This window comes from Pseudoalteromonas distincta, from assembly GCF_005877035.1.
Classification (GTDB): Bacteria; Pseudomonadota; Gammaproteobacteria; order Enterobacterales; family Alteromonadaceae; genus Pseudoalteromonas; species Pseudoalteromonas distincta.
Genome location: NZ_CP040559.1, coordinates 672,388 through 698,212 on the forward strand (window position 1 = coordinate 672,388; position 25,825 = coordinate 698,212).

At 38.8% G+C, this 25,825-nt stretch carries 23 protein-coding genes; 20 read left to right on the forward strand and 3 right to left on the reverse strand.

Features of this window, described 5'->3' with window-relative positions; all coding sequences use genetic code 11:
- Positions 1-135: 135 nt before the first annotated feature.
- Positions 136-882 (forward strand): substrate-binding periplasmic protein, encoded by a 747-nt coding sequence (locus FFU37_RS19730; protein WP_138490395.1) that lies wholly within the window; start codon positions 136-138, stop codon positions 880-882.
- On the opposite strand, the gene FFU37_RS19735 is transcribed toward FFU37_RS19730, so the two are convergent.
- A complete protein-coding gene (locus FFU37_RS19735) occupies positions 871-1,686 on the reverse strand; it encodes a thioesterase family protein (RefSeq protein ID WP_138490396.1) in 816 nt (271 codons plus the stop codon). The two genes, FFU37_RS19730 and FFU37_RS19735, sit on opposite strands and share 12 nt — an antisense overlap.
- A gap of 241 nt (positions 1,687-1,927) precedes the next feature.
- Between FFU37_RS19735 and dnaK the strand changes: the two genes are divergently transcribed.
- From dnaK to FFU37_RS19795, 12 genes are all read left to right on the forward strand, one after another.
- Positions 1,928-3,844, forward strand: coding sequence for a molecular chaperone DnaK (dnaK, locus tag FFU37_RS19740; RefSeq protein ID WP_002959064.1), 1,917 nt, complete (start codon positions 1,928-1,930; stop codon positions 3,842-3,844).
- Positions 3,845-4,046: 202 nt separating this feature from the next.
- Positions 4,047-5,186 carry a molecular chaperone DnaJ gene (gene dnaJ / locus FFU37_RS19745; RefSeq protein ID WP_002959065.1) on the forward strand — a complete coding sequence of 380 codons (1,140 nt, stop codon included), beginning with the start codon at positions 4,047-4,049 and terminating at the stop codon, positions 5,184-5,186.
- A 100-nt stretch (positions 5,187-5,286) separates the two neighbouring features.
- Complete coding sequence (gene ybaK / locus FFU37_RS19750) at positions 5,287-5,748, forward strand: Cys-tRNA(Pro) deacylase (RefSeq protein WP_024595562.1); 462 nt, start codon at positions 5,287-5,289, stop codon at positions 5,746-5,748.
- A 150-nt stretch (positions 5,749-5,898) separates the two neighbouring features.
- Positions 5,899-6,303, forward strand: a complete 405-nt coding sequence (locus FFU37_RS19755) for a DUF1761 domain-containing protein (RefSeq protein WP_138490397.1) — start codon at positions 5,899-5,901, stop codon at positions 6,301-6,303.
- A gap of 92 nt (positions 6,304-6,395) precedes the next feature.
- A complete protein-coding gene (locus FFU37_RS19760; protein ID WP_024595560.1) occupies positions 6,396-6,764 on the forward strand; it encodes a response regulator in 369 nt (122 codons plus the stop codon).
- A gap of 305 nt (positions 6,765-7,069) precedes the next feature.
- Positions 7,070-7,321: a hypothetical protein gene (locus FFU37_RS19765; RefSeq protein WP_024595559.1), complete on the forward strand. Its 252-nt coding sequence runs from the start codon at positions 7,070-7,072 to the stop codon at positions 7,319-7,321.
- 161 nt (positions 7,322-7,482) lie between these two features.
- Positions 7,483-7,746, forward strand: a complete 264-nt coding sequence (locus FFU37_RS19770; RefSeq protein WP_024595558.1) for a CBU_0592 family membrane protein — start codon at positions 7,483-7,485, stop codon at positions 7,744-7,746.
- A 190-nt stretch (positions 7,747-7,936) separates the two neighbouring features.
- On the forward strand, positions 7,937-9,667 hold the full coding sequence (locus tag FFU37_RS19775; protein WP_039488491.1) for a sensor histidine kinase: 1,731 nt from the start codon (positions 7,937-7,939) through the stop codon (positions 9,665-9,667).
- Positions 9,660-11,024 carry a sigma-54-dependent transcriptional regulator gene (locus FFU37_RS19780; RefSeq protein WP_002959078.1) on the forward strand — a complete coding sequence of 455 codons (1,365 nt, stop codon included), beginning with the start codon at positions 9,660-9,662 and terminating at the stop codon, positions 11,022-11,024. The genes FFU37_RS19775 and FFU37_RS19780 overlap by 8 nt, the downstream gene beginning before the upstream one ends.
- Positions 11,025-11,200: 176 nt before the next feature.
- Positions 11,201-12,157 carry a porin gene (locus FFU37_RS19785; protein WP_138490398.1) on the forward strand — a complete coding sequence of 319 codons (957 nt, stop codon included), beginning with the start codon at positions 11,201-11,203 and terminating at the stop codon, positions 12,155-12,157.
- Between the two features lie 9 nt (positions 12,158-12,166).
- Positions 12,167-13,642, forward strand: coding sequence for an SLC13 family permease (locus FFU37_RS19790; protein WP_138490399.1), 1,476 nt, complete (start codon positions 12,167-12,169; stop codon positions 13,640-13,642).
- A 214-nt stretch (positions 13,643-13,856) separates the two neighbouring features.
- Positions 13,857-15,251 carry a coniferyl aldehyde dehydrogenase gene (locus tag FFU37_RS19795; protein WP_167334960.1) on the forward strand — a complete coding sequence of 465 codons (1,395 nt, stop codon included), beginning with the start codon at positions 13,857-13,859 and terminating at the stop codon, positions 15,249-15,251.
- A gap of 136 nt (positions 15,252-15,387) precedes the next feature.
- Here the strand turns inward: FFU37_RS19795 and FFU37_RS19800 are convergent, their stop codons facing one another.
- The gene (locus FFU37_RS19800) at positions 15,388-16,113 is read right to left on the reverse strand and encodes a tetratricopeptide repeat protein (protein WP_039488497.1); all 726 of its coding nucleotides are present in this window, start codon (positions 16,111-16,113) and stop codon (positions 15,388-15,390) included.
- A 782-nt stretch (positions 16,114-16,895) separates the two neighbouring features.
- Between FFU37_RS19800 and FFU37_RS19805 the strand changes: the two genes are divergently transcribed.
- The 7 genes from FFU37_RS19805 to FFU37_RS19835 all read left to right on the forward strand — a co-directional run bounded on the left by FFU37_RS19805 (position 16,896) and on the right by FFU37_RS19835 (position 24,793).
- Positions 16,896-17,759: a DUF6279 family lipoprotein gene (locus tag FFU37_RS19805; protein ID WP_138490400.1), complete on the forward strand. Its 864-nt coding sequence runs from the start codon at positions 16,896-16,898 to the stop codon at positions 17,757-17,759.
- Positions 17,760-17,843: 84 nt separating this feature from the next.
- Positions 17,844-18,872 carry an XdhC family protein gene (locus FFU37_RS19810; RefSeq protein ID WP_138490401.1) on the forward strand — a complete coding sequence of 343 codons (1,029 nt, stop codon included), beginning with the start codon at positions 17,844-17,846 and terminating at the stop codon, positions 18,870-18,872.
- Complete coding sequence (locus tag FFU37_RS19815) at positions 18,866-19,459, forward strand: nucleotidyltransferase family protein (protein WP_002958695.1); 594 nt, start codon at positions 18,866-18,868, stop codon at positions 19,457-19,459. Before FFU37_RS19810 ends, FFU37_RS19815 begins: the two co-directional genes overlap by 7 nt.
- Before the next feature lie 199 nt (positions 19,460-19,658).
- The gene (locus FFU37_RS19820) at positions 19,659-20,147 is read left to right on the forward strand and encodes a (2Fe-2S)-binding protein (RefSeq protein ID WP_007582016.1); all 489 of its coding nucleotides are present in this window, start codon (positions 19,659-19,661) and stop codon (positions 20,145-20,147) included.
- Between the two features lie 12 nt (positions 20,148-20,159).
- Positions 20,160-22,451 carry a xanthine dehydrogenase family protein molybdopterin-binding subunit gene (locus tag FFU37_RS19825; protein ID WP_138490402.1) on the forward strand — a complete coding sequence of 764 codons (2,292 nt, stop codon included), beginning with the start codon at positions 20,160-20,162 and terminating at the stop codon, positions 22,449-22,451.
- Between the two features lie 185 nt (positions 22,452-22,636).
- Positions 22,637-23,608, forward strand: coding sequence for a GTP 3',8-cyclase MoaA (gene moaA, locus FFU37_RS19830; protein ID WP_007582018.1), 972 nt, complete (start codon positions 22,637-22,639; stop codon positions 23,606-23,608).
- A gap of 147 nt (positions 23,609-23,755) precedes the next feature.
- The gene (locus FFU37_RS19835) at positions 23,756-24,793 is read left to right on the forward strand and encodes a GGDEF domain-containing protein (RefSeq protein WP_002958691.1); all 1,038 of its coding nucleotides are present in this window, start codon (positions 23,756-23,758) and stop codon (positions 24,791-24,793) included.
- Positions 24,794-24,803: 10 nt separating this feature from the next.
- On the opposite strand, the gene FFU37_RS19840 is transcribed toward FFU37_RS19835, so the two are convergent.
- Complete coding sequence (locus tag FFU37_RS19840; protein ID WP_002958690.1) at positions 24,804-25,742, reverse strand: LysR family transcriptional regulator; 939 nt, start codon at positions 25,740-25,742, stop codon at positions 24,804-24,806.
- Positions 25,743-25,825 lie beyond the last annotated feature (83 nt).

The following is a 25,825-nucleotide window of genomic DNA, read 5'->3' on the forward strand; positions in this document are numbered from 1 at the left end:
TGATCAGATCACAACAGGGGCAGACAGTTTGCAATTTAATACCAAGCAAGAAGAATATTTCTTCAATTTTGCTATATTTAATACATTAATACAACGCGTTCTGTCATCAAGCTGCTCGTTATATAAAGGAAGCGTGTGAAATATTATTTGTACTGCATATTAATGTGGCTCTTTATTTGCTCGCAAAATGCTGTGGCTATTAATAAAGAGCGAGAAGTAATTATCGCCGCGAGCGCATCAATTCCGCCCTATGTTTTTGCAAAAACAGACTCGGGTATACACCTAGGTTTAATCAAAGCCGCGTTAAAGGCTAATGGATTTGCCAATATTAATGTGCAATATATGTCGAATAAACGCGCTGAGCATCAATTGCACAATAAAGGAGTAGATATACTTTTAAATTATGCAGGAGGAAGTAGTCCTGGTGTTTACCCAAGTGAACCGGTACTTAGTTATGAAAATGTAGCCATTACACTCAAGCGAAATAAATATAATATTGATGAAATAGAAGGCATGTTTAATAAAAACGTCCTTGCTTTTCAAAATGCAACTGCATATCTGCCTTCTATATTTAAAAGTAATGTTAAACACTTTAGCTCATATCAAGAGGTTATTAATCAAAAAGCGCAAGTAGATAAGCTGTTAAAAGGTTGGGTGGATGTAATTGTGTTAGATAAGCGCATTTTTTACTATTACTACAATCAACATAAATCACCCGAAGCTGTGCAAATTTACACTTTATTTCCAAAAGCAGAGCGACCTGCTTATTTTAATAACTTCTCTTTAGCTACTGAGTTTGATATTGGTTTGGCGCTCATCAAGCAAAACGGTACTTATAAAAGAATTGTTGATGAAGGCCAAACCCATTCATCAATCAAATAACGCCACTGTTTGACGTGTAAGCGCTATTAGCTCACCGGATTGTGTCCATATACAGCCATCTTCTAAACCATAGCCATCTTTTGAATGATGAGTGATTGCTTCAAAGCCAAGCCATTCGCCAGGTGATAAGTTTGGCTCTTGTACAAATTCTAAATACCACGACATGCTACTTGCAGGAGCGGGTTGTTTAAACATTTGTAAAAGTGTTGGCGGCCATGCATCGGTAAGTGCAATCACATGGGCTTCAGTTATTTGTTCGGGCGTATGTTTAAAGCGCATCCAGCCACCTAGATGAGACGTTTCTGCGCTGCTAAATGGCATGGCACCTTGTTGAGGGCATAAATCAACATGTTGAAAAAATTCAGGCATCTGGCCTTTAATAAAAGGTAGAGTTTGGCGCTCGTCTACCGGTTTTAACCCTAAAGACTTTGAAACAGGCACATTTACACCCGACTCTCTACTTTTAGCAAAACACGCTTGTACAATTACACACACTTGTTCATTTTGAATCGCTTTGGCGAGTACCTGTGTGCTGCTTTTACCTTGTCGTAATATTTCTACCGATAACGAAAAAGGAGTATCAGCTAGTAATGGCCCTACAAAATTTGTACTGAGTGAGAGTAGGCGACGATCATTAGATACTTTTCCTCTGATAGCTTGATACAACAGTGCGGCTGAGAGCCCACCAAAAGCAGTTCTGCCTTGGCACCAGTTTTCTGGAAATTGCATTGTGCTAGTTAATTGTTCGGTATTGTCTGAACTTCCAATTTTTGCAGCTTGGAGAAGTAATTGTTCAAAATGCATGAAGATGTCCTTTTATAGTGCGATTTAATAAATTTATAACACAACCAAACTAGTCAGACCAGTAATTAAAAACGTCTCTGGCGGTGCAAAAATCACCATTCCTTACAATTATTAGGGTTATTTTGTAAATAAATCACAAAAAATGGATTTTTTTTCATTTTTACAGTTGAAATAAGTTTGGCGCATCCCTATTTACTATGTCATCGAACGTATTAACGAATATTGAAGTTGGAGAAGTTTCATGGGTAAAATTATTGGAATCGATTTAGGTACTACAAACTCTTGTGTTGCAGTACTTGATGGTGGCAAAGCACGTGTTATTGAAAACGCGGAAGGCGATCGCACAACCCCGTCTATTATTGCTTACACGCAAGACGGCGAAACATTAGTAGGTCAATCTGCTAAGCGTCAAGCGGTTACTAACCCGACAAACACATTATTTGCAATCAAGCGTTTAATTGGTCGTCGTTTTGAAGACGAAGAAGTACAACGCGATATCGGCATCATGCCGTTTAAAATCATCAAAGCTGATAACGGCGATGCATGGGTAGAAGCGGGTGGCGAAAAACGCGCTGCACCACAAATTTCTGCTGAAGTACTGAAAAAAATGAAGAAAACGGCAGAGGACTTCTTAGGTGAAGAAGTAACTGAAGCTGTAATCACAGTACCTGCATACTTTAACGATTCACAACGTCAAGCAACAAAAGATGCTGGTCGTATTGCGGGTCTTGAAGTTAAACGTATTATCAATGAGCCAACTGCTGCGGCACTTGCTTACGGTATGGATAAAAACCGTGGCGAAAACATCGTTGCAGTATATGACTTAGGTGGCGGTACTTTTGATTTATCAATCATTGAAATTGATGAAGTTGAAGGCGAGCACACTTTTGAAGTACTTGCTACAAACGGTGATACTCACTTAGGTGGTGAAGATTTCGATAACCGTGTAATCAACTACCTGGTAGCTGAATTCAAGAAAGATCAAGGTTTAGATTTAAAAACTGATCCTCTTGCAATGCAACGTGTTAAAGAAGCTGCTGAAAAAGCAAAAATTGAACTGTCATCTGCACAATCAACTGAAGTAAACCTTCCGTATGTAACTGCTGATGCATCTGGTCCTAAGCACATGAACGTGAAACTAACACGTGCTAAGCTTGAATCACTAGTTGAAGATTTAGTAACTAAATCTCTAGAGCCACTTAAACGTGCACTTGCTGATGCTGATTTATCAGTAAGCGACATCAACGATATTATTCTTGTTGGTGGCCAAACACGTATGCCTTTAGTACAAAAAACAGTTGCTGATTTCTTCGGTAAAGAACCACGTAAAGACGTAAACCCTGATGAAGCAGTTGCAGTAGGCGCAGCGATTCAAGGTGGTGTACTTGCTGGTGACGTTAAAGATGTACTATTACTAGACGTTTCTCCATTATCTCTAGGTATTGAGACAATGGGCTCAGTAATGACTGCATTAATTGAGAAAAACACGACGATTCCTACTAAGAAATCGCAAACATTCTCAACAGCTGAAGATAACCAATCTGCTGTAACAATTCACGTGTTACAAGGTGAGCGTAAACGTTCAAGCGACAATAAATCTCTAGGTCAATTTAACCTAGAAGGTATTCGTCCAGCACAACGTGGTACACCGCAAATCGAAGTAACATTCGATGTTGATGCCGATGGTATCTTACATGTATCTGCGAAAGATAAAGATACAGGTAAAGAGCAAAAAATCACAATTCAAGCATCTTCAGGCTTAAGCGATGAAGAAGTTGAAAAAATGGTTCGTGATGCAGAAGCACATGCTGAAGACGATAAAAAGTTTGAAGAACTTGTAGCTGCTCGTAACCAAGCTGATGCTCTAGTACACGGTACTCGTAAGCAAATTGAAGAAGCTGGCGATGCATTACCAAGCGAAGACAAAGAAGCGATTGAAGCGGCTGTTGTAGATTTAGAAGCTGCTATTAAGAGCGACAACAAAGAAGAGATTGAAGCTAAAACTCAAGCTCTTGCTGAAAAGTCTCAAAAACTAATGGAAATTGCACAAGCGAAAGCACAGCAAGGTTCAGCAGATGCAGGCGAGCAACAGCAATCAGCTAAGCAAGACGACGACGTTGTTGATGCAGAGTTCGAAGAAGTGAAAGACGACAAGTAATTGTTGCTAACGCTTCTCGCTAGCCAAAAACACTTAACTCAATCGAGTGTTTAGGTTAGGATGAACAATTGAGGCGCGCGAGCAATAGCTTGTCGCGCCTTTTGCATGTATTTAAGGTTTAAAAATTCAATGATAAATCGATGCGATTTATCGGTTTATCCAGCAGCTCACGCTGCAAACAGAAAAGAGTAGTGTGATAGATATGTCAAAACGCGATTATTACGAAGCCCTCGGCGTAAGCAAAGATGCGAGTGAGCGAGACATAAAAAAAGCGTATAAACGCTTAGCGATGAAATATCATCCAGATCGTACCGCAGGCGATAAAGAGCTTGAAACTAAATTTAAAGAAGTTAAAGAAGCTTACGAGATTTTAACCGATCCTCAAAAACGCCAAATGTATGACCAACATGGTCACGCGGCATTTGAGCAAGGCGGTGGCGGTGGTCATGGCGGCTTTGGTGGCGGTCATGGCGATTTTGGTGATGTATTTGGTGACGTATTTGGCGATATTTTTGGTGGCGGCGGTGGTCGACGTCAATCTCGTCAACAACGTGGTTCTGACTTACGTTACAACATGGACTTGAGCTTAGAAGAAGCGGTTCGTGGTAAAGAAGTTGAAATTAAAGTACCAACATGGGTGGGTTGTGAGCCGTGTGATGGCAGTGGTGCTAAAGCAGGTTCTAAGCCTAAAACATGTACTACGTGTCATGGTGCTGGCCAAGTACAAATGCGCCAAGGTTTCTTTGCTGTTCAGCAAACGTGTCCAACGTGTCAGGGACAAGGTCAGATTATTTCAGACCCTTGTAACAAATGTCATGGCCAGGGCCGCGTAGAAAAAACTAAAACGCTTTCAGTTAAAATTCCAGCTGGCGTTGATACAGGAGACCGTATCCGCTTAACTGGTGAAGGTGAAGCCGGAATGCACGGCGCGCCATCTGGCGACTTGTACGTGCAAGTATCTGTTCGCGAACATGAAATATTTGTACGTGAAGCAAATAATTTATACTGTGAAGTACCAATTAGCTTTACAACAGCAGGTCTTGGTGGCGAAATTCAGGTGCCAACACTTGATGGTCGTGCAAAACTTAAAATACCTTCTGAAACGCAAACGGGCAAAATGTTCCGTATGCGTGGCAAAGGCGTTAAGTCTGTTCGAAGTGGTGCCCAAGGCGATCTAATTTGTAAGGTAGTAATCGAAACGCCAGTTAATCTTAACGAGCGTCAACGTGAACTACTGCAAGAGTTAGATGAAAGTATGGGTACAGACAGCTCGAAAAATCGTCCAAAAGAGCAAGGCTTTTTTGACGGTGTTAAAAAGTTTTTTGATGATTTAACCAAGTAAATTTAAATTATTATTAATAATGAAACGGCGCTTTTTAGCGTCGTTTTTTTTGCTTTAAATTTTATTTTTGTTACTGTTAAAAAAAACACGATTAAATAGTATGACCCCAGCAATCGAATTACTTAAAAAACAAAAAATCCCCTTTGAAGTACTCAGTTACGAACACGATGCAGGTAATAGTCAATATGGGCTTGAAGCTGTTGAAAAGTTAAATTTAGATAGCGCCCAAGTATATAAAACCCTCGTTCTTGAAACACATGAAAGGCAGCTAATTGTTGCTGTTACTCCTGTGTCGCAACAAGTTAACTTAAAACAGTTAGCAAAATTATGTGGTGCCAAAAAAGTAGCCATGGCTGCCCCGCAAAAAGTTCAAGCTAGCACTGGTTATATTTTAGGTGGAGTAAGTCCACTTGGGCAAAAAAAACGCTTAGCTACGTTTATTCATAGTAGTGCTTCACTTTTTGATACTATTTATGTGAGCGCCGGAAAGCGAGGTTTAGAAATCGCACTCTCCCCAACTAATTTAGCGGCGTTAACTAGCGCTAAATTTGGCGATTTATAGCCTTTATTTTTAAAATTACTCTCCATAAAGGCAATTAACTCAAGTTAAGCAATTTGCTCAATACCTTATTTGTAACTACATTGAGAGTATCTTTATACCGTTAATATTTAATACCAAACGGTATTACACATTTTGTATACGGCTGTTTGTATGAACCTTTTAGATGTAGATTATTTTGCAATACTGGTGGCTGCACTGTCTTCTTTTATGCTTGGCGGCATATGGTACTCAAAAGCACTCTTTAAAAACGCTTGGCTAGAAAGTATTGGCTTAACTGACCTTGATTTGCAATCAGCCAATCCCAAGTTGATATTTGGCGGCAGCTTCTTTTTAGTATTTATAGCGGCTTTAATGTTGTCTCTATTTTTAGGTAAAGACGCAAGTTTAGCTGAGTGTGTAGGAACAGGCTTTGTGATTGGCTTTTTTTGGATCAGTAGTTCACTAGGGTTAAGTTATATATTTGAGCAACGCCCTTTAAAGCTATTTTTAATTAACGGGAGTTACTGTATTTTACAGTTTTCGTTAATGGGGCTTATTTTAGGTATTTGGCCGTAAGGGTTGAGTAGCCGTTAATGCCCGGTTTGATTCTTACCTGAGAGTAGAGTAGGTTTATATAATCGCATTTACATGATTTGGTAGCAGTATTAATGAAAATATTAGTTGTTGATGATATGCCGCTCATGCGTCATGTTTTAATTAATATGCTAAGAAAGTTGGAGTATTGCAATATCGTTGAAGCTACTGATGGATTACAAGCTTTGGCTTTATTACGTGATCAGCATTTCGATTTGGTTATAACAGATCTTCATATGCCAAAAATGGATGGCGTTGATTTACTCACAAACATTCGAAAAGACAGAGCCCTTGCCGATATTCCTGTGTTGATGGTTACCTGTGAGGATAGTACAGATAAAGTTAAGCAAGTTATTGCAGCTAAAGTATCGGGATTTATAATCAAACCTTTTAATATGAATGTATTATCATCTCAATTAAACCGCTTCTTTTTCAAAGATTAAGTTATATTTTTCATCCTCATTAAATTATTATGAGCTCACTTTAATATCCATACCGCGTAAAAACTCTAAAACCCAGTGGTCAGCTTTATCTACCTAATACCAATGAGCAATAATACCTAATCATTTTGCGAGGCTAAATGTATCGCTCCCTGCGAAAAAAAATTCTCATTTAGAACAATAAAATAGCGAATTTTTTGCCTTGCTATCAACACGTTTTTCTATCCTCAAATAGATCACTTAATTAAACGAATTGCTATAAACTGGTATCATAAAGAATAATTTTTTATATAGTACTGAAGGACTTAATGGCAAAACCTAATAAAAAAGGCCCCACTAAAACGGTCGATATTTTTTGCTCTGCTTGTAAAGCTTCCTTATTTAAGTATCGAAAAGGAGGCAAAGGAGCATTAGTTAAGTGTTTTAAAGAGCGTATTAGTCAAGACTTTACACAAGAGCCCTGTATTTGCCCTAACTGTAGTCGGCCTTTTGCCCGAGAAGCGATTATTCGTGGTGCGCCTGCCTATAAAATAATTGGTGGCAAAGTAACGTTTAAATAATTCAGATACAGTAAAATTTCTTCATACGGACATATGGCCTTGTTAGAATTTACCATATTGATAGAATCGCTCGGTTTGCTGTTTCAATGAATGAAAAAATACCCTCCCCACGGATCGGGCCAGTTTATTGGGTTATTTAAAAATGGATAAAGGATAGTTTCGTGATAGCACTCTTATTTGACATCATAGGTATGACAGGTACTTTTTTAGTAGTTGGTTCATTTTTCTTACTGCAGCTAGGAAAAACGTCTCCATCTAGCCTAACGTATAATATGATGAATTTAACAGGGGCGATTTTGTTGTTAATTAGCCTTTGCTATAACTTTAATTTAGCGAGCTTTGTGATAGAAATATTTTGGATAGCTGCTTCATTAATTGGTTTATACAAATACCTAAAAAACAGATCAGCTTTAGCTACAAATTAATAACGTATTAATTTTGTTCTAAACCTTAAACACTGCAAGCACACCTGTTTGCGGTGTTTTTTGTTTTTAGGACTAGATTTAATTAACAAGTATAATTAAATTCATTTGTTAACAAAAAGTTTATATCCCTGCCTCATATAAGTCGTTACACTAGCGACCTTAAATTTTTAGGCTATTTCTCGGGTAGGCCATGTTTACGTTTTCTAAAAAAATAATTACAGTATGTATATTATTAGTATTAATTTTGGTTGTTACATTTTGGGTAGGCCGCGCTCACGATATTGAAAAAGCAACTGCTCAAGCGCAGCGTCAGGTTACTCAATTAAATAATTACATTGATACTGAACTCGCTCGTTTTTCGGCTATTCCCCAGCTACTTACTTATAATCAGTTAATGATTGAATTTGCAAACGGCGACCAAGCCCATTACAACGCTATAAATAACTACTTAGCTGATATACAACAAGCCAGTGGTGCATCAGATATATTTGTACTTAATGCCCAGGGCGCAGTTACGGCAAGTAGTAACTGGCAAGCCGATTACACATTTTTAGGCAGTAACTTTGCCTTTAGACCTTACTTTAAGCGTGCATTTGCAGGTGAAAAAGTGGCCTACTTTGCACTAGGTATGCGCTCAAAAGAGCGTGGTATTTATTTTTCGCAGGCTGTTTATCACGACAACAAAGCGGTTGGTGTTGTTGTATTAAAAGTGAATGTAAGCAAATTTGAAAACGACAGAGAGCTTTTAAATACATCTAAAGGTAGCCATTTTTATTTAGAGCTTAGTGATAATGTAATTGCGATGTCTGATATGCAAACATGGCGTTTAAATAGCTTCAGCGAGTTTGATATAACAAAGCGACGTAATATAAAGTTACGCCGCGCTTATTTAGATCATCAACCTGTATATATTAAGCAATTTCAATATAAGAGCCAGGGTATTTCGCATTTCAAAATTAATAAAAACCTTTATGTGAGTGCGACAAAACCACTGCGTTACTTTAGTGCACATATGAACGTACTTGTTGATATTACAAAAGTAAATTCAGCTCAATTAATACGCTTGTTTTGGGCATTTAGTATTTATGCTTTAGTTATGATTGTTGGTTATAGCTTACTTGCTCGTTTTGCGGGTTATAAAAAGCTCGTTTACTCTAGGCATAGTCTTGAGCAAAAAGTGATTGAGCGCACACAAGAGCTTGAGAAAACGCAAGTTGCATTAGTTCAATCAGCAAAACTTGCAACAATTGGGCAGTTAAGCGCAGGTATTAATCACGAAATAAACCAGCCCCTTAGCGCTATGAATACATACCTAGCAAGCGCCAAACGTTTACTCGCTAAGCAAAATTACACCGCACTTGGCGAAAGCATAACGGTGATTGAGGGGCTTGTAGGTCGCGTACACAAAATAGTGGGGCAGCTAAAACATTTTAGCAAACCATCACAAACTCAATTAAGGCCTTATCCGTTAGCTGGTTTATTAAATAACGCCTTGATGATTGCCAGCTCACAACTAAAGCAAGATAACGTACACGTAGAGCAGCCTAATTTAGATAGTGGGTTAATAGTGTGGGTTGATTCACTTAAATTTGAGCAAGTGTTGGTTAACTTAATAACTAACGCGAGCCAAGCTATGAATGGCGCAATAATACGTAAATTAAGTTTTAATGTTGAGTGTTTTGATAACCGAGTAAAACTTTCAATTTTAGATACAGGGCCTGGAATAGAGCAACATGCTTTTGGTAATATTTTCGAACCTTTTTATAGTACTAAAGAAAGTAACGGCTTAGGCCTTGGACTATCTATTTCAAAACAAATCATTGATTCGTTTAATGGCTCTTTAAGTGCGCACAATCGACTGCAAGGCGGGGCTGAGTTTATAATCAGTCTATCAAGCACGCAGGATAAAACAGATGATTGAAAACTCACCGTGTAAGCACATCATTGTAGTTGATGATGAAGCGATGATCAGAGATTCTTTAAAGCAATTACTTACTCTCGAAGGCTATACAGTTGAGTGCTTTAATGATGCAAGTACGGCTCTAACAAAGCTTAATCGACGTTTTATGGGCGTTGTACTGAGTGACATAAATATGCCTGCAATGGATGGGCTTACTTTGCTTGAGCAAGTCACGGCATTTGATAGTGAACTGCCGGTTATATTTTTAACAGGGTACGCCGATGTAACTATTGCTGTTAAAGCTATGCAATTAGGCGCGTATGACTTATTTGAAAAACCAGTAAACGAAACATTGCTTGATTGCATAGCAAGAGCATGCGACAAGCGTAGCTTAGTGATTCAAAATCGTGCACTAAAACTTGCTGTACAAAAAACCTCAGCGCCGGGTGTAAGAATCCTGGGTGATACTCCTAAAATGCAAGATATGATGCATTTACTCAATACGGTTATTGATACCCCTGCTGATGTAATGATTGAAGGTGAAACTGGCACGGGTAAAGAGCTTGTAGCGCGTTACTTACACGATCAAAGTATTCGCTCAGCAAGTAACTTTGTGGCTATAAATTGTGGCGCGGTGCCTGAGCAGTTGATAGAAAGTGAGTTATTTGGTGCTGCAAGTGGTGCCTATACCGGAGCAACTCACACTCGTAAGGGAAAGTTTGAATTTGCACAAGGTGGTACAGTTTTTTTAGATGAAATAGAAAGTACCCCAATGTCGTTGCAGGTTAAATTATTACGCGTATTAGAGGAGCGAAAAGTAACTCCAGTAGGTGATAATAAAGCAATTGAATTAGATATAAGAATTGTTGCAGCCACTAAAGTAGATTTGCTTTTATTAGTTGAAAAAGGTGAATTTAGAGCAGATTTATATTATCGACTAAGCTTGGTAAAAGTAGATATACCGCCTCTTAGAGCTCGCAAAGCAGATATAGTATTACTGTTTAAGCACTTTAGCTCTATTGCAGCAACACGCTATCACAAGCCGCCAGCACCTCTTAATAGCGAAATACAACAGCGACTCTTAGCGTACGACTGGCCTGGTAATGTAAGGGAGCTTAGAAACCAAGCTGAGCGCGCGGTTTTATTAGGAGTAGAACTTGCTTTTAGTGTTAGCAAAACGCAGGCTAAAGGTGAGCTTTCTCCCGATTTAAGCTTATCTGAAAAAGTTGCTTTTTATGAGCAGTCGTTAATAGAAGAAGCCCTAGAGCGTAACCATGGCAGTATTAAAAATACGATGGATACACTGCAAATCGCTCGTAAAACCCTTTACGATAAAATGAGTAAATACAATTTAAACCGCGATATGTTTATTGACTAAATTGTGTGGTTTATGTGACAACTTCGTTTTTATGGTGTGTGGGAAACCGCACATTTATTCTCTTTTTTATACGCAATACCCATTAACTATCTGAAATATAGAAGTATTTTACCATTGGCAGTAAAGTTGCCTTATTAGGTCTGACAACAAGTAGATTCTAATAATTAGGACACATAATGATAAAGTTTACACACTCTACTATTTTACTCACCTCAATAAGTAGCTTTGCTTTTTACTCGTACACGGCTTGCGCTACTGAATATGATGTTTATGGTAAAGCCGAAGTGCAAATTGCTAATACAGATACGGGTATTATGCGTTACGCAGAAGAAGGCACGCAGATTGAAGCGCCATTTTCGCGTATAGGCATTCAAGGGCAACACAAATTAAATGAATATTTAAACGTTGTTTTTAAATACGAAGTGCAAGTAAAAGGTTTTGAGCAAGATGACACCGAAGAGCCATTTAGTGCAAGGAATACATACCTTGGTTTAAAAGGTCAATTTGGCGAGCTTGTAGTGGGAAGAAATGATACTCGCTTTAAATACTCTGAAGGCAAAGTTGATAACTTTAATGAAACCCAAGGTGACATAGCTCAAGTTATTGCAGGACAAGATAGACTTGGTGATACGCTAACATACACTTCTAATTATTGGCATAATACGCAATTTTCGTTTACTTATGCTCCAAAAGACGACAACAAAGATAACGAAGCTGGATTTGCAGCAACCTTTATTTATGGTGATCGTAGCTTAAAAAACACCTCATATTACTTATCATTAAGCCATGTTGATTCTCTTAATAACATTAATGCGAGCCGAATAGCAGCAGCCTATAAATTTGAACAATTACAGCTTGGTGCACTGTATCAGCATTCTGAATCAACAGATGGTATAAAATCAGGTAACGGTTATGTGTTAAGTGCAAGCTATACGCTTGATAAATGGGTACCTAAATTACAGTTTGCTAAAGATGACTCTTTACTTCGTCAAACTTCTGAGGCAACACAATGGACTACGGGCCTTGACTATGTATTTGATAAGCAAACAACTGCTTACCTTTTATACACCGACCTTAATTTAGAAGAACAAGACGACAGCAGTGTTGCGCTTGGTCTTAAATACAAATTTTAGAGGCCTGCCATGACAGATAATATACTCACGCAAAAACCAGATAAGAAAAGAAATTTCCAATGGCTTTTTTTGATACTAGGCCCTGTAGTAATGCTAATGACATGTTTACTCGATCCACCAACGGGTATGTCTGTAGCGGCATTTAAAACCGCAGGTTTAGCATTTTGGATGGCATCGTGGTGGGTGAGCGAAGTAGTACCAATTCCAGCAACTGCTTTGCTCCCTCTGGTAATTTCCCCCCTGGCTGATATAGCAGCAATTAAAAGCGTGGCTGCCCCGTATGCGCACCCGCTAATATTTTTATTTTTAGGTGGTTTTTTAATTTCTATTGCTATGGAGCGTTGGGGGTTACATAAACGTATTGCGCTAAGCACCATGTTATATGCGGGTAAAAAGCCAAGCTTGCAAATTTTAGCAATGATGCTGGTAACCGCATTTTTGTCGATGTGGATGTCTAATACCGCAACAGCTGTAATGATGCTGCCTATTGCGCTTTCAATTACTAATTTAGTTAAGCAGTCAGACCCGAGTAATGAAGGTTTTGGTAAGGCTTTACTGTTATCAATCGCTTATGGTGCAAGTATTGGTGGTATTGCTACCTTAATCGGTACTCCGCCTAATGCTTTAATGGCTGCTTACTTGTCAGATAGTTACCAAATAGAAATTGGCTTTGCGCAATGGATGATTGTAGGCGTACCTCTGTCTTTAGGTATGCTAATTATTAGCTGGGTTTGGCTTACTAAATTTGCGTATAAAGTAGATGCTAATATTAAAAACGATCAAAAAATTGATACAAAAGCGGTGTTTTCAACGCAGTTAAAAAGCCTAGGTATAATGCAGCGCGCCGAAAAAGGCGTGTTATTTGTGTTTGTTTTAGCAGCACTGTGTTGGATATTTAGACCTTTATTAGGTGACATAACAGGTCTTAATATTTCAGATACTACTATTGCAATTGCAGCGGCATTGCTGTTGTTTGTAATGCCAGCGAATAAAGGCAAAGGTGAGCGTATCCTTGATTGGGAAAGCGCAGCTAAAGTGCCGTGGGGCGTTTTATTATTATTTGGTGGCGGGCTTACACTTGCATCTCAAATTAAGTCATCAGGGCTTGCTGAATTTATTGCTCACCTAATTGAAGGCGCTAGCACTATTCCACTTGTTATGAGTGTACTTGTTGTTGTGGCATTAATTACGTTTTTAACTGAGATCACAAGCAATACAGCAACTGCAGCTGGCTTTCTTCCTTTGTTAGGGCCCGTTGCAGAGTCTATAACAGGCTCACCATTGGTTTGGGTTATTCCTGCAGCTATAGCGTGTAGTTGTGCGTTTATGATGCCGGTAGCGACACCACCAAACGCTATTGTGTTTGGCTCAGGGCAAATTCAAATGCGCGACATGATAAGAGCCGGCTTTGTGCTAAACATTGTGGCTATTGTATTAATTACGCTGGTTACAATGACGATTGCAGCCCAAGTATTTGGTTTTTAAAGCTGTACTAAATTAGTTCCAACCAACCTATGTCAGAGTAGTTTTGTTTATACTTACAATTTTAAACAAAGCTACTCTTTATGCTTATATATATTGCTTAAGAAGCTCTTTTTTAGATAATTAGTGTTATTGCTCGAAAAACAGAACAAGGTTATAGTCGTCAATAACTTTAAAAATTGAGTAACCTATTTTGAGCACTGAGACATCACAGGCAATGCCTTTAATTCCCCAGTTTGATGAATTGCAAAAAAGCTTTCTCGAAACGCCTTACTTGCCAATTGATAAACGTCTCGTTTTATTGAAAAAACTCCGTGTACGTATTGTTGAACTTGAGCAAGAGCTAGTAGATGCAGCTTCAAAAGACTTTGGTTACAGAACCGCTTTCGATACATTACTAGGCGATATATTACCTACAGTGCAAACACTCGCGCACATTATTAAAAAACTGCCAAAATGGGCAAAGCCAAGTAATCGCTCTGTGGGTTTAAGCTTGTGGCCTTCAAAAGTAAGTGTTAATTATCAGCCCAAAGGTGTGGTTGGTATTATTGCACCGTGGAATTACCCCATTCAGTTAGCGTTAGTACCTGTGCTTACCGCCATAGCTGCCGGTAATAGAGTGATGCTTAAATTAAGCGAATTCACACCTCATACAAACGCCGTTATCGAAAAAATCTTTAAAGATGATCTGCAAGCTCATTGTAAAATAATACTAGGGGCGAGTGATGTTGCAGCACAGTTTTCATCACTGCCATTTGCTCATTTATTATTTACGGGTTCTACGAACGTAGGTAAATTAGTAATGGCGTCAGCGAGTCGTAACTTAACGCCGGTAACGCTTGAACTCGGTGGTAAATCGCCAGTTATTATTACGCAAAATGCCGATATTAAAAAAGCGGCACAAGCCTTACTGTTTGGCAAAATGGCCAACGCAGGGCAAATATGCGTTGCACCCGACTACGTATTTGTACCCAAAGAGCTTGAGCATCAGCTTATTCAGCAATTATGCGAGTTGTATAAAAAGCATTTTAAAGACGGTGTTGAAGGTAAAAACTTAACTTCTATCATTAGCGATGCGCATTATAAACGTTTGGCAACCTACTTAGAGCAAGCCCAAGAACTGGGTGCAAACATTATTAAGCCACTTGAGCAAAACCAGCAAGACGAAGAAAAGCACCGTATGGGGCTGCATTTAGTAACTCAAGTAACTGACGAAATGCAGCTTATGCAAGATGAGTTATTTGGTCCAATACTACCAATAATGAGTTATGAAAAGCTCGACAGCGCAATTGACTATATTAAAGCTCATCACCACCCATTAGCGCTTTATATTTTAGGCCAAGATAAGCACGCTCAAGAATACATTATGAAGCAAACAATCAGTGGCACTGTGGCAATAAACGACACCTTAGTGCAAGTAACTGCTGATGATGCTCCCTTTGGTGGTGTAGGGCATTCAGGAATGGGGCATTATCATGGTATAGAAGGGTTTTTAACGTTTAGCCATGCTAAAAATACGTTAGTATCGGGCTCGTTCAATCCTCGCATTGTTATGCTACTAAAACAAAGCAAACTTATTATTAAGCTTCTAAAGTGGCTTTACATAAAATAATAGGGTGCTGATTTGGTAAAGTTGAATAAGTGTTAACTTGCTAATCAAGATATATTAAAAAGGCTGAATTACATTATGTAATTCAGCCTTTTTTAGATTAGTTTAAAGCTACGGTCTTAAACTCTAAAATAAGACTTTAAAATAAGCGACCTTCGCCAGCATAGGTACCCACTTGTATTTTTGCATAAATGGCATCGGCTTTTTCTTTAGCTTCTTCAATTTCTTTAGGCAGCATTTTACGCTCATCAAGTTTACGGCTATGACTCGCTTGCATATTACCGTTGTACTCAGCGATAGTATTCCAAATATATGACTTTTCTAAATCTTTTGGCATACCTAGTCCTTCAAAATACATGAGGGCTAAATTAAATTGCGCTAAAGAGTAATTGTTTGCAGCTGCTTTTTCGTACCAGTTACGTGCCGCTTCATAGTCTCGTGTAACACCCACGCCATTAGCGTACATTACGCCCAAATTAAATTGAGCTGCAGGTAAATTCTTCTTAGCTGCTTTTTCAAATAAGGTAACTGCCATTTGATGATCAAGTTTAACGCCTTTACCTTCATCGTATAAAACAGCTAGAGCAAACATCGAATCAGCATGGTTCTTTTTAACGCCTTGTTGATAAAGTGCAGCTGCTTTGCGGTAATCGCGTGTTACACCGTATCCACCTTCGTATAATTTGGCTAGTTCGTAAATTCCTGGCGCAAAACCTTTGTCTGCTAGGTATTGGAATTCTTTTAGGGCGACTGCAAATTCACCTTCGTTAGCTGCTCTTATGCCATCTTCTAATGTTGCATGAGCGAAAGGGCTGGCAAGTAAAACGCCAGCAAGAATGAGTGCTTTTAAATTAAACTGTGACATATTAATGTCTCCAATTAGTAATAGTTTCGATAGATTTTAGGGCCAGTACATTTTTTAGGTTAAACACCCACTGCTATTTAGGCTCGCGCTTGAGGCGGTTTGCTCTTTGCTGCTCGGTTTTTTAATGAGCTTACTAAGTTACAAACTTCGCGCGGCGATTAAATAACGCCTAGATAGAACAAATTTTAATCCTAAAAGGTCAACAGGCCATAGTTAAATGCTAATTTATTAAATTTTTGCACTATTTGCACATTATAAACGTTTAATACCCAATACATTTATGTAAAGACTAAATCGGTTACTATAAATAGATGCAAAAAAGGGTGTCTACTGTTATGTTTTACGCCAGCTTTAGTGTAAACGCAAGGCGGTACCTTATAAGATCGTGCGTATAAAATGTAAATAACGGCGCGGTGGACTTTCAAGGTAAGTAAATGAGTTTAAGAAGTGTAAGATACAGATTTTATAGAAAATTTAAAGATATAAAAAAAGCCCGTTAGGGCTTTTTTGAGTCATATTAACCGTCACTAATATGAGTAATGTAGCAAGTAAATGTGATATTTGGTGTTATTACTTGGGTCGAGTAAGTAATACCACGAAGCGGCACGTTCTTCTTTTAATGTGTCAGCATCCTTGCTGAATATCCTTCCATAGGCACTGAGGTCGGTACACTTTGTTTCTGATAATGATTATTAGTTAGATTAGCGTGCAAGTCAATGCTCAAATGATAATTATTATCAAATAAGATTTTCATGATTATAAAATTTAAAATAAGGAAAGTGATGCTTAATAATCTTAAAGCTAAAAAAGTGATAAATGCATGCTTTGCTATCAGCATGGTATTTTTGTGTAGCTGTTCAGCCTCATTCACTTATAACAACTTGAGCTGGCTTTCGTCATTTTGGGTAGATGATTATATTGATTTAAATAAAACACAAAATAAGCAGCTCAAACAGATTATTAACTCGACCCAAGCGTGGCATAGAAGTACGCAGTTACCCGCCTACAGACAAGACATACAAAATATAAAAGTATTGTTTAACCAAACATTGGAGGCTAAACAACTAAAAACACAGGTTGTGCTTGCAAAACAACATTGGCAGAACCTACTTGAATACGCGCACATGCCTATAGCTGAGCTTGGGGCAACCTTATCAAGTGAGCAAAGAGAAGAACTTTTAAACAATATTCAAATAAAAATTAACGACGAACGTGAAGAGTTTAACGAACAAACCCCGCTTGAGCGAAAAAGTGAGCGTTTGGAAGAGCAATTTGAATACTACGAGCAGTGGATAGGCAAACTTAATAAACAACAAAAAGCGCTGATTAAATCAACTAATGAGCAACATCAAGACTCAGGAGCGCTGTGGTTAGAGTACAAGCAAACCCGTTTGAATGCGGCCAAACAGGTATTTACAAATGCTGAAATTACAAAAAAAGAATTTATAAATCAGTTGAGTACAGTTATTAAAGAGCGCGAACTATATATGAGCGACGCACTATTGAAAACCAATGAAGCAAACTTAGATTTATATATAAATTTACTCTACGAATTAAACTCAACCTTAAATGATAAACAACGCCAAAGCGTTAATGATCAATTTGATGAGTTAATTGAGACCTTAAACGATATAATAGAAAACTAAATTGTGCGTGAATTATTAAGTTTTAAATTAGCTGTTTAGGCTGATTTGTTTTTAAACGCAAAAATGCTTTTTAAAGGGCAATATATGGTTACAGATTTGAAAAGTATCTTAAACACTTGGTATCCCAACAGGGACAACCAAGAATGGGTTTTAGCTACTTTGTACAAAATTGAAGGCTCTAGCTACAGAAAGCTAGGTGCTATGATGCTTATTTCGAGCCTAGGCGAGCGCTTAGGGATGCTTTCGGGTGGCTGTTTAGAAGCTGACATACAGCGCCATGCTAAACAAGTAATGAGTACTTTAAGCAGTAAAACCATTAGTTATGATGCCACCGATGAAGACGATTTAACATTTCAACTTGGCATTGGTTGTGGGGGCATAGTACATATTTTACTGCAGCCTATTCATAAGGCTAATGACTATTTACAGTTAGAGCTTGTATCTAAAGCACTTAATGAGAATAAACCAGGGCGATACCTTCAACAAGTAAGCCCCATTTTACCAGCCGGTAGTGGTGTATTTACGCAAAATGATGAGTTGCATGGTTTATCAATGAACCGCAAAGCGCAGTTGGTAGAATTACAAGGCGCTACGTGCTTGCAAACCTCTATTTATCCACCGCCCCATCTATTAATAGTAGGTGGTGGCGCTGATGCAGTTCCGGTTTATACATTTGCCAAACAACTTGGTTGGAGTGTAACTGTATGGGATACGCGCGCTGCCAATGCAAAAAGACAGTATTTTAAAAATGCAGATGCTATTTTGCGCATCACACCGAGTGAGTTAAAAGAATATTGCATAACCCATAAAGTTGATGCGGCTATTTTAATGGCTCACAGCGTTGAACTTGACGCCAGTACATTGGCTCAATTTAAAGATGTTCCGTTTAAATATATAGGGCTATTGGGTCCTAAGCACAGACGTAAACAAGTTTTAGAGCACGCAAATACGCATGTTTCACAAATTAAGTCTCCTGTTTTTGGGCCTGTCGGTTTAAATTTAGGGGGCGACTCGCCAGAGAGTATTGCACTATCGCTGATCAGCGAAATACATGCAGTGCTGTGTGATAAAGATGCCCAATCACTAAGTCATTGGGGGCAAGAGCCGTGCTAATTGCAAAAGTTGTTTTAGCCGCAGGGCAATCATCTCGCTTTAACGGCTGTAAATTAACAGCTGATATTGGCTTTGGCAAAACAATGATTGAGCATGCTGTAAATACACTTCAAGAACTTGATGACACGCCGGTGTATGTAGTTACCGGGGCATGGCATAAAGAAGTAGTACAAGCACTGGCAGGTTATAAAAACATAGAGCTGATTGAGAACAAGCAATGGAGCCAAGGCTTAGGTAATTCAATCGCGATAGCTTCTCAAACAGTGTTTAAAAATAAGTCCTTTGATGGGATTTTATTTATGCTCGCGGATCAGGTTGAGCTAAAAGTAGCGCACTTAAGTGAGCTAGTTACTGGTTTTAAACGTAACCCATCGCGCTGGTGCGCAAACTATGGCGAGCGTTTAGGTGTACCCGCTATATTCCCAGCGGTTGATTTATCTCAGCTTGCAAGCTTAACTTCAGATAGAGGTGCGCAGCAATTACTGCGTTCCAACAGTGAGGTCGTCAATACAATTAGTTTAAGTAGTGCGAGTGTAGATATAGATACTCAAAAGCAGCTAAGTAATTTTATAGCTAAAAATGAGTGAAAAAGTATTAGTAGGGCAAAATAAGTTTTAGCTGCGCTAACGCTTTAGTGCAGTGGTTATGGTATTTAGCTGTTAATGTAGCTGATGCGGTAACTATATGTGTTATGGATTAGTAGTTACAACAATCTTAACTGTTATAACCTGAGTTTAAATTAAACAATTTAAACGCAGGTTATAAAGCTTAATCAAGGGGCAAGCTATGGTGACGTTTACAATTAATGGCAAGGTGGTTGAATCACACGCAAGTGAAGATACACCATTGTTATGGGTTATTCGTGATGAAATTGGATTAAAAGGTACGAAGTTTGGTTGCGGTATTGCAATGTGTGGTGCGTGTACGGTGCATTTAGATGGGCAAGCAACTCGCTCATGTGTTTTACCAATTGGCGCAATTGCAGGAAAAAACATTACCACAATTGAAGGGCTTAATAACGAACACCCACTTCAAAAAGCATGGGTTGAAGAGCAAGTACCACAGTGCGGTTACTGTCAGTCGGGGCAAATAATGCAAGCTGCTACATTACTGGCAGCTAATCCAAGTCCTTCAGATGAAGAAATAGTAAGCCATATGAATGGTAACTACTGTCGCTGTATGGCTTATAAACGTATTAAAACTGCTATTCAACGCGCTGCAGATGAGTCACAAAGTGTAGTAAATATATTTGATCCAAATGCACAAGACGCTTAACTGGAGCCGATAATGAAAAAATTATTTCAAAAAAATAGCGAAACCGTTAATTTAAATCGTCGCTCGTTTATGATTGGCACTGCTAGCGCAGGCTTAGTCATGGCGTTTGCCCCTGCGTTATTTTCGGGTTCGCTCAGTGCAAAAGAATCAATTGCGCAACAAGCTTTTTCACCCACTATTTGGTGGACTATGAGCACCGACGGCGCCGTAGAAGTGAGTATTGCTAAAGCTGAAATGGGTCAACATATTGGTACTGCTCTTGCGCGCATTGTGGCTGATGAGCTTGAATGTGATTGGGATAAAGTATCAATTACCTACGTAGATACTCATGAAAAATGGGGCTTTATGGTAACGGGTGGTTCATGGTCTGTATTTCAAAGCTTCAAGCCATTATCTCAAGCCGGCGCTGCGGGTCGAATTGCATTAATAGAAGCCGGAGCTAAAATGCTCGGCGTGCCTGCAGATAAATGTCGTGCAGAAAAGGGCTATATTATTTCAGGCGAAAAATCGGTTAGTTACGCAGACATAGTTAAAAAAGGCGAGTTTAATCGTACATTTACCAGTGATGAAGTTGCAAACCTTCCACTAAAACCGGCTAATAAACGTCATTTAACAGGGCTTAAACAAGATTTTAAAGCGCTTGATATACCAGCCAAAACAAATGGTACAGCAGTGTACGGGATAGATGTAGAAGTTGAAGGCATGCTGTACGCGCGCCCAGTTATTCCACCAACTCGTTATGGCAGTACAGTAACAAACGTTGACGATAGTGCAGCAAAAGCAATTAAAGGTTACAAAGGCTATGAAATTTTAAATGACCCTAGTAACACAGTGCAAGGCTGGGTTGTTGTATTAGCTGATAGTTACCCAAGTGCCATTAAAGCAGTAGATGCTTTAAAGGTGAGTTACAAAAAGGGTGAGTCGGCAAATATATCTGAAGCTGATATTCAAAAAGAAGGTAAGCGATTATGCGAGCAACGCGACTCGGGCACTTTGTTTGTTGATGAAGGCGATATAAAGAAAACCCAAGCAGACGCTAGTGAGTCGTTAGAATCAATGTATACCACAGCGACAGCGAGTCATTATCAGCTAGAGCCATTAAATGCGGTTGCAGAGTTTAAAGATGGAAATTGGATTATTCATACAGGTAACCAGTGGCAGTCACTTACGTTACCAGCGCTTGCTAAAGCACTCGATATAGAACAAAACAAAGTAATTATTCGTCCTTATTATTTAGGTGGTGGTTTTGGTCGTCGATTATTTGGTGATTGGACTGTACCTGCGGCTCTAACTGCAAAAGCAGTAGGTAAACCAGTAAAACTGGTATTTACACGAGCAGATGATAGTTTATTCGATCAGTCTCGCTCTGCATCTGCTGCAAAAATGACGGCGTCGTTTGATAAAAATGGTACCTTCACAGGAATGGAACATGCATTTGCCGCTGGTTGGCCTACTAAAGCTATGGCACCAGGGTTTTTATCACCGGGTGTTGATGGCAAAGGTAAATTTGATGCATTTTCAGCATCAGGCGCTGATCATTGGTATAGCATGAGCAGTCATCGTGCTCGCGCTATTAATAACGAAGTTGCACAAAGCACCTTTAATCCAGGTTGGTTACGTTCAGTAGGGCCAGGTTGGATTGCATGGAGTCTTGAGTCGTTTATTGATGAAATTGCCCATAAGCAAGGTAAAGATCCAGTTCAATTTAGAATTGAAATGTTAGATGGTAAAGGCAAGCAAGCGGGTAAAGCACCTGAGAGCGTTGGCGGAGCACTGCGCTTACGTAATGTGCTTAAAACGGTGTCTGACAAAGTAGCTTCTGTAAAATTAGCGAAAGACGAAGGCATTGGTTTTTCTGTAAGCTCAGGGCAAGAACGTACTATGCCAGCATGGCTTGCAACCGCAGCGCATGTTCACGTTAACCGTGATAGTGGTAAAATAACGCTTAAAAAGCTTTATGTTGTTGTAGATGCGGGCTTAATAGTTCACCCAGATGGCGCACTGGCGCAAATTGAAGGGTCGTTACTATGGGGCAGCAGCCTTGCATTACATGAATCAAATACGTATAAAGATGGGCAAGTATCTGCGACTAACTTTAATACTTATTTACCGCTAAGAATGCAAGATGTGCCAGATATGGACATCGAGTTTTTACAAAGCGATGAGTTTCCAGTTGGTTTAGGTGAGCCTGGGGTGATAGGAGTTGCTCCTGCTATTGGTAATGCAGTGTTTAATGCTGTAGGCGTGCGTTTACGTGACCTACCAATGAAGCCAAGCGAACTTAAAAAAGGCTTAGAAGCGTAAAACAAAATAATTAAAGGGGTATGCTTTAGGCTGCCCCTTTAAGTTATTAAATATATTTATGTAATTATTATTTATGTATCAATAGGTAGCGTTGTTTATACCAGTTTGCTTAATTAAACGATTAAGTATTAGTGCAAATTGGTATTAGGTTGTTATTACGTGTTGATATTAGTTAAGGTTTATTTATGCTAATCGACCCAACAGGGCGAGAGTTTAGTTACTTACGTTTGTCTATTACTGATGTATGTAATTTTAAGTGTGTTTATTGTTTACCAGATGGTTATCAGGGCGGTCATGACCGTGGCTTTCTCACAATTGATGAAATTAGCAATACGCTTAAAGCGTTTGCACACCATGGTATTGAAAAAGTAAGGATCACTGGCGGAGAGCCAACCCTTAGAAAAGACTTTATAGATGTTGTTCGCGCGGCAAAAGATGTTGCGGGCATAAAAAAAATTGCAATGACTACCAATGGTTTTTCTCTTCATAAGAATATTCATGACTGGGTAGATGCAGGCTTAAACGCCATTAATGTAAGCATTGATAGCTTAGATTCGCGCATGTTTAACACCATTACTGGGCATGACAAATTTACCTCAGTAATGAAAGGTATTGATACTGCGCTTGAAACGGGTATTGATTCGGTAAAAATAAACAGCGTGCTGATGAAGCAATACAACGCAAAAGAGTTTGATACATTTTTAAATTGGGTTAAACACCGCCCCGTTACTATCCGCTTTATAGAATTGATGCAAACAAACGACAACAAAGCCTTTTTTGATGCGAACCATGTTTCTGGGCAAGTTTTAAAAACTCAGCTACTACAAACGGGCTGGCAGCAAGTTGCTCGAAGTGCATCAGCAGGTCCTGCTCAAGAGTTTGCGCATCCTGATTATCAAGGCAGAATTGGTTTAATAATGCCTTACAGCAATGATTTTTGTAGTACCTGTAATCGACTAAGGGTTACAGCAAAAGGAAATCTGCACTTGTGTTTGTTTTCTGAAGAGGGTATTTCGCTAAGAGAATATATGAACGACAGTTCGAATAGTGAATTAATGGCATTGTTATCTCGTTATATTAAAACTAAAAAGCCAACTCATCTTTTGCATCAAGGTAATACGGGCATCACCACTAATTTATCTATGTTAGGTGGTTAATTTTTAGAGCTAATTTGTAAACAAAAACACCAAACGTGTCCCTAAATCACCAATAAAAGGGTGTGTTTACATGGTTTTAGAGCAACAAAGCTTGTTAAATTGTATTTTCACGTTAAACTTACTTTTTATTTTTATTAAGTGATTAGAATGGATATCGCAGCCCTTAATAGCACTAAATCATTAAGAAAGGACGTTCTAAGAGGAATGTGCCTTTGTTTTGGTGTTTTATCGGTTGGATTTGCGGGATTTAATTTAACTGTAAATAACTTTCCATTGCTTGGCTATATCGAAATCTGTTTTTCCATTTATTGTATATTTACTTACATTACACTTATACGCCGCCCATTACAGTTTTGGCAATCCGTTGTAATGTGCGCACTTATCACATTCATCGTTATTTTGGGTACATCTTTGGCGTCGCCTCGTAACGGTGTGTATGTATGGTCGTTTGCATTACCTATTTTGTACTACCTACTATTGGGTAAACAATATGGTGTAATTTTCTCTGCAAATTTATTAGTGATCCAAGTGTTTATTTTAGGTAGTCAGTCTACTCTTGCCCCTTTTGAGACTTTTAACTTATCCCTTAATCTACTCTGTGCTTATTTAAGTATTTGGGCGATTTCTCACGTTTTTGAAGGGAGTCGTTCACACTTTTCAAGGCGACTTAAAAATTTAGCGTTACTTGACCCACTAACGGGTGCAGGCAATCGCCTTTCAATGAACCACTACTTTGAAGTAGAACTACAAGATAAATCACAGTTATATTTATTTTTACTTGATTTAGATTTTTTTAAACAAGTAAATGATGAGTATGGCCATGGTGTGGGTGACCAAGTGCTTATTGAAGTAGCAACTTTACTAAGAGTTATACTCGCTAGAGGGTATGTATTTAGAGTCGGCGGTGAGGAGTTTGCTTTATTTAGCTCTTTTGAAAATGATGAGGCCGCGCTGAAAACCGCCGAACAAATAAGGGCACGTTTTGAAAGTACCACATTTGACATTGACGGCCTTGCAATCAATGTTACAACCAGTATTGGTGTCGCAAAATTTAAAAGTACCAATTCATTGGAAAGCTTTGTAAACCAAGCTGATAAACAGTTATACAAAGCAAAGCAATTTGGTCGCAATAAAGTGTATTGTAAGTTTAAAAAAGAAAATGATTATCAGGCAGTCGTTGCGTAAATCGTGCTTCTTAGTACATTTGTTCAAAGTTAGGGATCCCGTTTTCCCAAATCGGTTTATCTTTTCCTAAATGCTCGCGTACAGCATCAAAAAATAATCGGGTTCTTACTGGTAAATCTCGATGCGGATATACGGCATACATCGCGCTAAATTCCATCAGTTTTACATCGGTCAATAAAGGCACTAACTTACCTTGTATTATTTCATCGCCAATAATAAATGCAGGGGCGACAAAGTAAGTTGTGCCCGACAATGTTTTCATTAACAATGACTCGGCATCATTAGCACGAAACACACTTTTTATTTTTTGCTCGCAGCGCTCACCTTTACTATCGTAATAATCAATTGCTTCTACTCGAATAGAGTTACTGGCATAGCTTGCTGCTGGTAATTTCGCTAACTCTTCCATTGTTTTTGGCATACCATAAGTTTCAATAAACTGTGGCGCAGCTAAAATTAATAATCGATTACGCGCTATTTTACGTGCAATAAGTGACGAGTCTTTAGGCTCTCCTACACGAAAAGCCAAATCAAATCCTTCAGAGACTATGTCTACTAATCTATCGTCTAAACGCAGTTCAACTTCTACTTGCGGAAAGCGTTTTTGAAAATCATTAAGTACAGGTTGTAAATAACGACGACCAATAAGTGTTGATGAAGTGATTTTTAAAACGCCGCGCGGCTCTAAATGGTAGTTTTCAGCCATGCGCACGGTTTCGCCGAGCAGCTCTCTAAGCTCTGCGGCTTTTTTGATCATTTCGGCGCCTGCCGCAGTGAGCGAAAATGAACGGGTAGTACGGTTAAGTAACCTAACGCCTAACTCATCCTCTAAACGGCTAATTTGTTTAGATATAACAGAGCGATCTATGTTGCGTATTTCTGCAGCTTTAGCAAAAGAGCCTTGCTCAACTACTTCAAGTAACATTAAAAGTCGACTTGTTGTATCCATTATTACACCTTAACTAATCTATTGATGCCATTTTGGCATTAATGAATTTAAAAATCTATGGTTTTTACACACGGGTTTAATCC